We start from the raw sequence: 11,670 nt of genomic DNA on the forward strand, positions 1-11,670 counted from the left end.
GTGATCGGCACGTTGGCCGGCTTGACGTATGTGAATACGCCTTCGCCGTCCATCGCACCGATGCCGCACGCATTACCTGCCGATTCGGGTTGGTGTGATCGGCACGTTGGCCGGCTTGACGTATGTGAATACGCCTTCGCCGTCCATCGCACCGATGCCGCACGCATTACCTGCCGATTCGGATTGGGAGTCACGGCACGTTGGCCGGTTCGACGTATGTGAATACGATAATGGCCCGCACGCCGAGATGACGTGCGGGCCATTATCGTATCGGTCGGCCGTTTCGGTCAGTCTGACGATCAGGCGAGACCGGAAAGCTTGTCGATGAGCTCGGGATCCCTCGTCGCACCCTTGTCGGCACTGCGGGCGAATGCCGCATACGCCTTCAGAGCCTGCGAAACCTTGCGGTCACGGTGAGCCACATAACCATCCCCGGCCTCAAGCTCGGCACGACGCTGAGCCAGCTCCTCATCGGAAAGCTCCACGTTCACCGCACGGTTCTCGATGTCGATGTTGATGATGTCGCCGTTCCTGATCAGTGCGATCGGACCCTTGTTGGCCGCCTCGGGGGCGATATGGCCGATCGCCAGACCGGAGGAACCGCCGGAATAGCGGCCGTCGGTGAGCATGGCCACCTGCTTGCCGATGCCCTTGCCCTTGACGAACGACGTCGGATACAGCATCTCCTGCATACCCGGGCCGCCTTTCGGGCCTTCGTAGCGGATCACCAGAGCCATGCCGGGCTTCAGCGTATCGTTGAGAATCACCTCGATGGCCTGCTCCTGGGATTCAACCACCAGCGCCGGGCCACGGAACTTCCAGATCTCCTCCGGCACGCCGGCGGTCTTCACCACGCAGCCGTCAGGAGCGAGGTTGCCACGCAGGACGGCAAGACCACCCTCATGGATCTCCGGATGGTTGATGTCGTGGATCGCACCGTTCACGCGATCGGTGTCGAGCGAATCGAACAGCGTCTCATGCGTCCACGGTTCGGGGGAGATGATGTGGCCCGGAGCCGCATGGAACAGCGTCTTGGCTTCCTCGGTGCAGGTGGGACGCATGATGTCCCAGGCGTCGAGCTTGGCCTCCAGCGACGGGTAATCCACGGAATGCACGTCACGATGCAGCTTGCCGGCGCGATCAAGCTCGCCGAGAATACCGGTGATGCCGCCAGCACGATGCACATCGGAGATCTCCCACTTGCCAGACGGACTGGCCTTGCAGATACACGGCACGGTGTGCGAGATGCGTTCGATGTCGTCCAGCGTGAAGTCCACGTCGGCCGACTGGGCCATCGCAAGGATGTGCAGCACGGTGTTCGTGGAACCGCCCATGGCCACGTCCATGGTCATGGCGTTCTCGAACGCATGCTTGGTGGCGATGGAGCGAGGCAGCACCGAATCATCGTTCTCGTGATAGTAGCGGTTGGCGATGTGCACGATCTCGCGGGCGGCCTTGCGGAACAGCTCCTTACGGAAGCCGTGCGAGGCGAGGATAGTGCCGTTGCCCGGCAGCGCCAGACCGATGGCCTCGGTGAGGCAGTTCATCGAATTGGCGGTGAACATGCCGGCGCAGGAACCGCAGGTGGGGCAGACGGTCTTCTCGTAGTTGAGCAGATCCTCTTCGGTCACGTTGTCGTCGGCTGAGGCGTACATCACCGAAATCAGATCGGTGTTCTTCTTCACGGTGCCATCGGCCAGCGTGGTGGTGCCGGCCTCCATCGGGCCGCCGGAAACGAAGATCGTGGGGATGTTCAGTCGCAGCGCGGCCATCAGCATGCCGGGGACGACCTTATCGCAGTTCGGGATGCAGATCAGGGCGTCGGCGCAGTGCGCGTTCACCTGATATTCAACGGTGTCGGCGATGATGTCGCGCGAAGGCAGGGAGTACAGCATGCCGGTGTGGCCCATGGCGATGCCGTCGTCCACGGCCATCGTGTTGAACTCGCGGGGGATGCCGCCGGCCTCCTTGATGGCCTCGGAAACGATGCGGCCGACCTTGTTGAGGTGAACGTGGCCGGGAAGGAATTCATCGAAGGAATTGGCGATGGCCACGATCGGCTTGCCGAAATCCTTGCCGTCGACGCCGGCGGCTCGATACAGTGCTCGCGCGCCCGCGAAGACGCGACCGTTCATGAGTTTTGCAGATCGCATTTCAGTCATGCCTCTATTCAATCCCTTATGGAGGACACGACATTTGTCAATAGCCGAATAGTGGAATTTCCGTTTTGTTCACATTTGCGGTGGTAGGGGGACTGCGTGTTCGGTGGTGCTTCGAACATACCGCCCAGCGTGTCCTTACGCCTGACTATACTAACTGCGGATTGAAGGAATTCCTTAAAGTCTTACATGTTGGGAGAACATCACCATGGCACTCGGCACCAGCCCCGAACCTCAGGGACTCGCTAATCCTCCTATCGACGATCTGATGCAGCACGCGGATTCCAAGTACGCGCTCGCCATCTTCGCCGCCAAGCGCGCCCGACAGATCAACTCCTACTTCACCCAGCTCAACGAAGGTCTGCTGCAGAACGTCGGTCCGTTGGTTGAATACCAGAATCAGGAGAAGCCGCTGTCCATCGCGTTCCGCGAAATCAACGAGGGTCTGCTTGAGGAGACCCTCGGCGAGGACGACGTCAACGAAGGCAACTGATCCGTTCGCAACGTTCGCGGTATTCGCATCGTCCGTATCCGGCAACGGCATCGGGCGGCGTCATTGCTCCAATCGTTATCGAATTGTGTCGCCGAAAGCGAACATCGCATTGAATACGCGGACGGAATCGGATAGAACTGTACATCAGTGAAGGCTCGTGCCACACCGAACCGGTTGGCAACGGGCCTTTCCTACATATGCCGGTATGTCCGCGCACGGCACCCGACCGGTCACGCCCGACCGATCGAGTCTGACCGACCGGGTCCGATCGGTCGGGCGATCACGCCGGATACGGCATAGCCGATAACAGAACACAGCAACAGCAATCTCTTCGACCACAGGGCCTGATACCTGATAGGGCGCTCGTCCGAAGACCAAGTACAAGCAACCAGAAGAGGTATGTCATGAGTGAACCGCGTCTCATCACCGCGGAATCGGTGACCGAAGGCCACCCCGACAAGGTCTGCGATCAGATCTCCGATGCCGTGCTGGACGATATGCTCGCCCAGGATCCGCACTCCCACGTGGCCGTCGAAACCAGCGCCACCAAGGGTCAGTTCTTCGTGTTCGGCGAAGTCTCCAGCAACGGCTACGTCGACATTCAGCATGTGGTGCGCAAGACCCTGCACCGCATCGGCTACACCAGCTCCAAAATCGGTCTTGACGCCGATTCGTGCGGTGTGCTCGTCTCCATCGGCGAGCAGAGCGCCGAAATCAATCAGGGAGTCTCCCGACTCAACGCCGAACAGGAGTCCGAAGCCTCCCGCGAGGAGCGGTACGAGGCGCAGGGAGCCGGCGATCAGGGCGTGATGTTCGGCTACGCCTCCGACGAAACCGACGTGCTCATGCCGCTGCCGATCACGCTCGCCCACCGTCTGGCCTACCGGCTGACCGAGGTGCGCAAGAGCGGCGAAGTGCCGCATCTGCGTCCCGATGGCAAAACCCAGGTCACCATCGAATACGACGACAAGCGCAATCCGCTTCGCGTGGACACTGTGCTCGTCTCCACCCAGCACGACCCCGAAGTCGATCAGGCTTGGCTGAAGGAACACCTGACCGAGCATGTGATCAAGCCGGTGCTGGACGCCGAACTGCCCGAAGGCGTGAAGCACGACGACTTCCGCGTGCTGGTGAACCCCACCGGTTCGTTCATCCTCGGCGGTCCCGCGGCCGACGCCGGTCTGACCGGCCGCAAGATCATCGTCGACACCTATGGCGGTGCCGCCCATCATGGCGGTGGCGCATTCTCCGGCAAGGACCCCTCGAAGGTCGATCGTTCCGCCGCCTACGCGGCCCGCTGGGTGGCCAAGAACGTGGTGGCCGCCGGTCTGGCCCATCGCATTGAGGTGCAGGTGGCCTACGCTATCGGCGTGGCCGACCCGGTGAGCATCAACGTGGAGACCTTCAACTCCGAGATCGGCGTGACCCGCGATCAGATCGTCGCCGCGGTACGCAAGGTGTTCGACCTGCGTCCGGCCGCCATCATCGACGAGCTGGATCTGCTGCGCCCGATCTACGAGAAGACCGCCGCCTACGGCCACTTCGGTCGCAAGGACGTGGAATTCCCGTGGGAGAAGACCAACAAGGTCGAAGAGCTCAAGGCCGCCATCTGATCGTCCACGGCCGTATGACCATACCCCGCCCTCATCGTCAGACATATTCCGCTTGGGATGAGGGCGGGGTACGTTATAGGGATGAACAACAGGGCGGAGCAGTTGGCGCTGGACGGGTTGGCGCCCCGCAAACGACGTCGTCGGACGCCGGCGGAGAAGATCCCGGCCGCCCGTATGCCCATCGCCCGTGTGATGATCGACGTGCAGGCCACGCATCTGGGGCGTACCTTCGACTATCTCGTCGACGAGAAGTCGTCCGAAGCCGCGCAGCCCGGCGTGCGGGTGCGGGTGCGGTTCGGCCATAAGCTGCTCGACGGATTCATCTGGGAGCGTGCCGAGCACAGCGACACCCCCAGCTCCTCGTTGCGGTTTCTGGAACGGGTGATCTCCCCGCGCGTGGTGCTGTCGAAGCGAATGCGCGAGGACGTGACCCGCATCGCCGACATGTTCGGCGGTACCGTGGCGAACATCCTGCGCGTCGCCGTTCCCCCGCGCAGCGCCAAGGTGGACCGGGAGTACGTCGCGGGCGACAAGAGTCTGAAGCGGCGCAGCGAGGAGCTGTCGGCCATGCTCGCCGATCCCGATCTCAAAGGATTCGCCCGCATCGAATCCAGCTACGCCGGTGCCCGCGAACTGCGGGACGCGCTGAATTCGAAGACCTACGCGAACGTGGTGTGGGACAATCTGCCAGGTCCCAGACTCTGGGCCAAGGATCTCGCGTGGGCCGTGGCCCATGCGCTGATGATCGGCAGATCAGCCGTCGTGGTGTTGCCCGACATGCGGCATGTCGCCGACATGGCACGGTCACTCGCCGCCTATGGCTTGAAGCCCTTCGCGCCTTCCGCGGCCGGCAACGGCGTGTGGTCCGGAGACGTGGCGACGCTTGAAGCGTCGATGCCCCCCGAACTGCGCTACCGTTCGTATATGGCCGTCGCTACGGGAGCCGTGCGATGCGTGATCGGAGTCCGTGCGGCCATGTACGCGCCGGTGGAGGGGCCGGCCCTGTTCGCCATCGTCGACGACTCCGCCTACCAGAACGCCGACGGACTGATGCCCTACGCCAACGCGCGCGACGTGCTGCAGCTTCGGGCCGGAGAGCATGGCGGCGTGTTCATCGCGGCCGGACACGCACGCAGCCCGCTCAGCCAATGGCAGGTCGAGCATGAACGACATGCGATACAACTGCACGCACTGTCGGCGGTCGCCAAGGATGCGACGCCGTGGACGCGATGGCTGAACCGCGAGGAGCTTTCCCGGCTGGCCGATCCCGCGATCGGCGCAAGAGTGCCGCATACCGCGGTGAGCGTGATCAACCGGGCGTTGAAAACCGGGCCGGTGCTGCTTTCGGTACCGTACCGCGGCAGCGGCACGGTACTCGCCTGCGCGAAATGCCGGCGTCAGGCGCGATGCTCCAGATGCGCGGGACCTCTGCTTCAGATGCCGGACTCCGCCGCGCAATGCCGCTGGTGCGGCTACGCGGCCGTGCACTGGACGTGTCGGGAATGCGGGTGCGACCGGATGCGCGCGGTGCGGGTGGACGCCGAAGGCACGCTGCGGGAACTGCAGGGCCTGTTTCACGGCGTGCCGATCATGGTGTCCACGCCGAACCAGCCGAGAGGCATCATCGAGGATGTGGCCGGCAAGCCGCAGATCGTGATCGCCACTCCGGGTGCCGAGCCGCGTGTCGTTCCCATGCGTCCCGCTCCGGGAGGCGAAGCCGCGGGCCTGTCCAGCACATATCAGGCGGTGGTGATCCTTGACGCCTGGACCAGCCTGTATGCGCTGGGCATCGACGCCCGAATCGACGCGCTGACCGCGTGGATGCGTGCCGCGGCGCTGTGTGCGCCTCGAACCAGAGGAGGGCAGGTGCTGCTGGTCGGGGAGGCCGATCCGGCTCTCGCTCATTCCCTGGTGGTCTGGGATCCACGGATTCTCGCCGCGCGTGAAGTGGAGGAGCGTGAGGAGACGGTGCTGCCGCCCACGGTGGGTGCGGCGTCGGTGTGGGGCGATCGTCGGGCGGTGATGACGGCCCTCGACCGCATCGGAGCGCTTACCGGGGACTTGGCCGTGCTGAAGATCGACGATACGGATCGCGCGGACGACGTCGGCGATACGGACGATGCCGGCGATACGGACGAGGACATGGAATGGCCCGCGGTGCTCGGCCCGGTGCCAATCGCCCCCGAGCTTGGACTCAACCGCACATTGGAAGGTTCTCAGGACCGTGTACGGGCCATCGTTCGCGTGCCGTGGCGACGGTCCGCGGAGCTGGCGAAGCGTCTGCGGGTCGCCGTGTGCACGCATGTGGCCGGTAGGGAACCGGGGGAGCTGCGGTTCAAGATCAATCCGAAGGACGTACTGTAGCGGCTGTGATGATCAGGACGGTCCGATTCGTCCGGATTGCGTGTTTCGATGGATACGGCAGTTTGGAACGTTCACGCGAAAGGAATGCCATGAAGGGTTGGCCGGATCAGCCGGATATGGAACAGGACGTCATCATCGCCGAAGGCGCGGCGGCGAATGCGGCGGGCAAGCCGATCGACAACGTGATCTTCGACTTCGGCAATGTGCTGGTGTACTGGCATCCGGCCGACGCACTGATCAGCCGCTACTCGCAGAAGACCATCGACAAGTTCCTCGACAACGAGCAGTCGGGATTCTACGATGTGTGCAATCTCACCGATGGCGGCGCCACCCTCGACGAGGCTGTGGACTGGGCGCGGCGGACGCACGGTGAACGCTGGGCCGAGGTGTTCCGCTACTACTTCGACAATTTCGAGGATTCGCTGGCCGGCGTGGTGCCCGGCGCCCGCAGACTGGTGGCCGACCTGAAGGAGGCCGGCGTCGGCGTATGGGGGCTTTCGAACTGGTCCGGCGAGCTGTTCCCCGCAGCCTATGACCAGTTCCGCATCCTGCATATGCTCGACGGCAAGGTGATTTCCGGCCCGATCCACATGCGCAAACCCCATGCCGACATCTTCGAACATGCGTTGCGCGAGTTCGGCATCAGCGCCGACACCACGCTGTTCGTGGACGACAAGTCCGAGAACGTGGCCGGCGGCAATGCGGTGGGCATTCGCGGTGTGCAGTTCACCAGTCCGGTCGCGTTGCGTCAGCTGCTCGTCGACGCCGGGGTGAACATTCCCGCCGCACGGCAGTAGCGCCGTAACGGCGGTGCGAAGCCGCACGAAGCGCGAACAATCCGAAGTAAGGAACAAGGAAGGTTTTCGAAGTATATGCGAATTCTGTTTGCCGGTACCCCCGATGTTGCCGTACCTTCGTTGAAGGCGCTGGCCGCGACCGACGGACTTGAGGTCGCGGCCGTGCTCACGCGTCCCGATGCGCCCAAAGGTCGCGGTCGCAGGATGACTCCCAGTCCGGTGAAGATGGCGGCCGGTGAACTGGGCATCGAGGTGATCGACGACGATCCGCGTGCCGAAGGCTTCCCGGACCGGCTCAAGGAGTTGAACATCGAGGCGGCAGCCGTGGTGGCCTACGGCAGGATCCTCTCCGTCGCCGTGCTTGACGCCCTGCCGAAAGGCTGGTACAACCTGCACTTCTCCCGTCTGCCTCAGTGGCGTGGCGCGGCGCCGGCCCAGCGCGCGGTATGGGCAGGGCAGCCTGAAACCGGATCCACGGTGTTCCGCATCACCAAAGGCATGGACGAGGGGCCGATCCTGCTGCAATCAAGCAACGCGATCGGCGAGCATGAAACCTCCGGCGAACTGCTGGGACGCATGGCCGAGCTCGGAGCCCCGCTGCTGGTCGAGGCCATGCTCGCCGTGGCCGACGGCACCGCCGCCCCCGTACCTCAGCCGCAGGACGGTGTGACCATCGCCGACAAGATCCGCACCGATGACGCTCATGTGGACTTCCATTCGGCGTTGGACGCGGTCGACCGTCAGATCCGCGCCTGCACTCCCGAACCGGGGGCTTGGGCGTGGCTGCACGCCGATGAGGCCAACAAGCCGATCAGTCTGCATGTGCTTGCGGCACGGCCGGCCACCGGCGACGATCCGCGTGTGCCTGCCGAACTGAAGCCGGGCGTGCTGGCGGTCGGCAAGAAAAACGTGTGGGTGGGCACCGCCACCGGAGCATTGGAACTGATCGAAGTCAAGGCACAAGGCAAGAAGGCCATGCGTGCCGCCGACTGGGCTCGCGGCGCCCGTCTAGGCGAGGGGGCGTATCTTGGCTGAAAGCCGTTCGGGCTCGGCATCGGGACGCCGATCCAATCCCAAAGGACGCAATCGCGCCGCGCAGGGGCATGAACCCAGGCAGACTCGATCGCAGGCAGCCGCAGGCGCCTCGGGCAACGGCGAGCATACCGGGCATACCTCGCGTCCGAACCGGCATCGCGTGAACCTGCAACGTGCGGACCCTCGCCGCGTGGCCTTCGAAACAACCATGCGCATCGATGAGCAGGACGGATTCTCCAACCTACTGCTACCAAAAACATTGTCCGCCGCGCAGATGAGCGGGTCGGACGCAGGCTTCGTCACCGAACTGGTATACGGCACGCAACGCTGGCGAGGACTGCTCGACGCCGTGGTGACGGCCGCGGCGAAACGAGGGCGGGACGACATCGATCCCGGTCTGCTCACCGTACTGAGACTGGGAGCGTATCAGACGCTGTTCATGGACGTTCCCGCCCACGCCGCGGTCGGAGAGACCGTGGAGCTCGCCCGCCGGCTGTATGGCAGGGGGAGGGCCGGCTTCGTCAACGCGGTGATGCGCCGAGTATCGGATCGCGACCGACAGGAGTGGGAATCCCTGGTGGTCTCCCGGGTGCCTCGTGAGCAAACCGCCGCCAGACTCGCCGTACGATACTCCCACCCCGAATGGATCGTAAACGAGCTGGATGCCGCCTGGCGTGCCGCCGGATACGCCGACGATACCGACGCATTGCCTCGGATGCTTGCCTCGGACAACGCGACACCGCCCGTCACGCTCGTGGCCCGTCCCGGTCTGATCGACATGGACGAACTGATCGACCAGCTGCCGAAACGATCCGAATACCGGAAGGGCCTGTGGAGCCCGTACGCATTGCGCGTCCACGGCGTCAATCCCGAACTGCTGCCGGCTGTCCACGCCGGACAGGTCGGCGTGGAGGATGAGGGCAGCCAGCTGGCGGCGCTGGCGCTCGCCCACGCCCCCATGGACGCGGACGGCAACGGCGATCGGCCGGGCGACGGTGATCACGGCGACGGTGATCGGCGCTGGTTGGACATGTGCGCCGGGCCGGGCGGCAAAACCGCGTTGCTGGGTGCGCTCGCGTCCGGGCGTGGGGCCGTGCTCACCGCGAACGAGCCCAGTCACCATCGTGCCGAACTGGTACGACGCAACGTCGCCGGACTCGCCGAAGGCACGGTGGACGAAGTGCTGGAATGCGACGGCCGGCAACTGGGCGAACGGTTCGCATCAACCTTCGATCGGATTCTGGTGGACGCCCCATGCTCCGGACTCGGATCACTGAGAAGACGCCCCGAGGCACGTTGGCGCAAGCGACCTGAGGATATCTCCTCGCTGGCCGAGATACAGCGCGGCCTGCTGAACAGCGCGTTGGATGCGGTTCGTCCCGGTGGCGTCGTCGCCTACGTCACCTGTTCGCCGGCGCTCGGCGAAACGAGGCGAATCGTGGACGCGGTGATCTCGTCACGCGAAGATGCCGAACGGTTGGACGCCACGGCCGTGCTGGCGAGGATCAACCCCGATCTGCCGTTGCCGCGGACGGCCGGCGACGTGCAGCTGTTCAGCCATCTGCATGACACCGACCAGATGTTCATCTCGTTGCTGCGCAGACATTGATCCTCCTGATCCTCACCCGGACATCGGTCCTAACTCACCGGTTCCAAACCGGCTCTTCCGATTTTGGTGTGTAAGGGGCGTGTGTCATAGGTGGGTCTGGATGGTGTGTCTGAAGCCTCCGGCGTGCAGGAGGCTGCGGGTGATGTAGTTGTCGAGGTTGCGGAAGCCGAGGGCGATGCCGCGTAGGGTCTCGAGTCTGCCGTTGATGGCCTCGGTGGGCCCGTTGGCGCTGTGCTCCCGGTCGAAGAACGCGAGGACGTCGCCCATGCGGCGTTTCAGAGTACGGCCCAAGACGGCGAGTTCGGGGCATCCGGGCGCGGCTCCCCTGGCGTTGAGCGCCTCGATGAGCTCGGCCATCATGCCGCGTCCCCGTTTGCGGTCTTCCTGCGCGTAGCAGCGGATGATCCTCTGGTAGGCGCCGTGCGCGAGCCTCAACGCGACGTTGGCGGGGTCGTCGAGCAGGCGGGCGGCGCGCTCCCGCTGTTTGTCGGTCCTCAAGGCCTCGGTCTTCAGCAGCACGCGCCTGCCTTTGTACAACGGGTCGTCCTTGGTGCCGCGCCGGCCGGTCCGCTCGCGCTGGAGCCGGCATCGCACGGCGGTGAGCTTGTCGCCCGCGAGTCTGACGACGTGGAACGGGTCCAATACCTCCACGGCGTGGGGGATCTCGCGGCGGGCGGCCTTCTTGTATCCGGCGAACGCGTCCATCGCGACCACCTTCACCGCGTCGCGGAACGCCTGGGTGCGTTCGGCGAGCCACCGGGCGAACGCCTTCTCGCTCCTGCCCTCGACCATGTCCAGGAGGCGGGCCGGCCGGCCGTGCCTCCTGGGGGTCAGGTCGACGATGACGGTCACGTACCTGTTGCCGTGCCGGGTGCGCCGCCACACGTGCTCGTCCACGCCGACCGTCTCGACCCCGTCCAGGCGATGCGGGTCGCCGACCAGCGTCTCCATGCCCTTCTCCAATACGGCCTTATTGACGGCCCCCCACGAGCAATGCAGGTCGCGCGCGCACGCCAGGATGCTCTTCGACTTCAGCACGACCTCGGCCGCGGCCCACCACGCCGCCGCCTCCGTCAGCCGCCTGCCCTCCGGGGCGACGCGGGTCAGGTCGTCCGTCCACGAGCGCGCGCACGGCACGCACTCGTAGCGGCGCACCCGCACCATCAGATGCACGGCGTGCTGGCCGACCGGCGTGTGCGCCAACCGGCGGAGCCACGAGGAGCGGATCCGTCCGGCGTCACCGCACCGCGCGCAACGGCGTGCCGTGTCGTCCCCGGACTCGCAGCCGATCAGCCACACACCCGCACGCGAGCCGGCCTTCTCGTGCCGCTGCCAGACGGGATTCAACCCCAGCTTGTCGAGACCGAGCAGGACACGGCCATCAAACGCGCTAGACTCGATGGCAAGCCGCGCGGTTTTCTTCATTTTTTCTTTCACACAACGAATGAAACCGCACGGCCCTTACACACCAAAATCGGAAGAGCCTCCAAACCATCGATCCCAAACCATCGATCCCAACCCACCGATCCCAAACCAGGCACTGCGATCCTAACCGCTGACCGCGGCGTCGATCATCCGACGAGAATATGCTCCGAAGGCC

Annotated in this window: 8 protein-coding genes; 6 read left to right on the forward strand and 2 right to left on the reverse strand. The window is 64.6% G+C overall.

All coding sequences use genetic code 11. The features are described from left to right. Positions 1 to 299: 299 nt before the first annotated feature. On the reverse strand, positions 300 to 2,162 hold the full coding sequence (gene ilvD / locus Uis1B_RS10875) for a dihydroxy-acid dehydratase (protein WP_101618250.1): 1,863 nt from the start codon (positions 2,160 to 2,162) through the stop codon (positions 300 to 302). Positions 2,163 to 2,367: 205 nt separating this feature from the next. On the opposite strand from ilvD, the gene rpoZ reads away from it, so the two are divergent. From rpoZ to Uis1B_RS10905, 6 genes are all read left to right on the forward strand, one after another. Further along, positions 2,368 to 2,652, forward strand: a complete 285-nt coding sequence (gene rpoZ, locus Uis1B_RS10880) for a DNA-directed RNA polymerase subunit omega (RefSeq protein ID WP_101618252.1) — start codon at positions 2,368 to 2,370, stop codon at positions 2,650 to 2,652. Between the two features lie 404 nt (positions 2,653 to 3,056). Beyond that, complete coding sequence (metK, locus tag Uis1B_RS10885; RefSeq protein ID WP_101618254.1) at positions 3,057 to 4,265, forward strand: methionine adenosyltransferase; 1,209 nt, start codon at positions 3,057 to 3,059, stop codon at positions 4,263 to 4,265. A gap of 81 nt (positions 4,266 to 4,346) precedes the next feature. Continuing rightward, on the forward strand, positions 4,347 to 6,629 hold the full coding sequence (locus tag Uis1B_RS10890) for a primosomal protein N' (RefSeq protein WP_101618256.1): 2,283 nt from the start codon (positions 4,347 to 4,349) through the stop codon (positions 6,627 to 6,629). Positions 6,630 to 6,718: 89 nt separating this feature from the next. Next, positions 6,719 to 7,426, forward strand: coding sequence for an HAD family hydrolase (locus Uis1B_RS10895; RefSeq protein WP_101618258.1), 708 nt, complete (start codon positions 6,719 to 6,721; stop codon positions 7,424 to 7,426). 75 nt (positions 7,427 to 7,501) lie between these two features. Next, entirely contained in the window at positions 7,502 to 8,461 is a 960-nt protein-coding gene (gene fmt, locus Uis1B_RS10900) for a methionyl-tRNA formyltransferase (RefSeq protein ID WP_101618260.1), read from the forward strand. Then, positions 8,454 to 10,070 (forward strand): transcription antitermination factor NusB, encoded by a 1,617-nt coding sequence (locus Uis1B_RS10905; protein ID WP_243390360.1) that lies wholly within the window; start codon positions 8,454 to 8,456, stop codon positions 10,068 to 10,070. The genes fmt and Uis1B_RS10905 overlap by 8 nt, the downstream gene beginning before the upstream one ends. Before the next feature lie 84 nt (positions 10,071 to 10,154). Here Uis1B_RS10905 and Uis1B_RS10910 read toward each other — a convergent pair whose 3' ends face one another. Beyond that, on the reverse strand, positions 10,155 to 11,495 hold the full coding sequence (locus Uis1B_RS10910; protein ID WP_243390361.1) for an ISL3 family transposase: 1,341 nt from the start codon (positions 11,493 to 11,495) through the stop codon (positions 10,155 to 10,157). Positions 11,496 to 11,670 lie beyond the last annotated feature (175 nt).

This window comes from Bifidobacterium margollesii, assembly GCF_002860355.1.
GTDB classification, from domain to species: domain Bacteria; phylum Actinomycetota; class Actinomycetes; order Actinomycetales; family Bifidobacteriaceae; genus Galliscardovia; species Galliscardovia margollesii.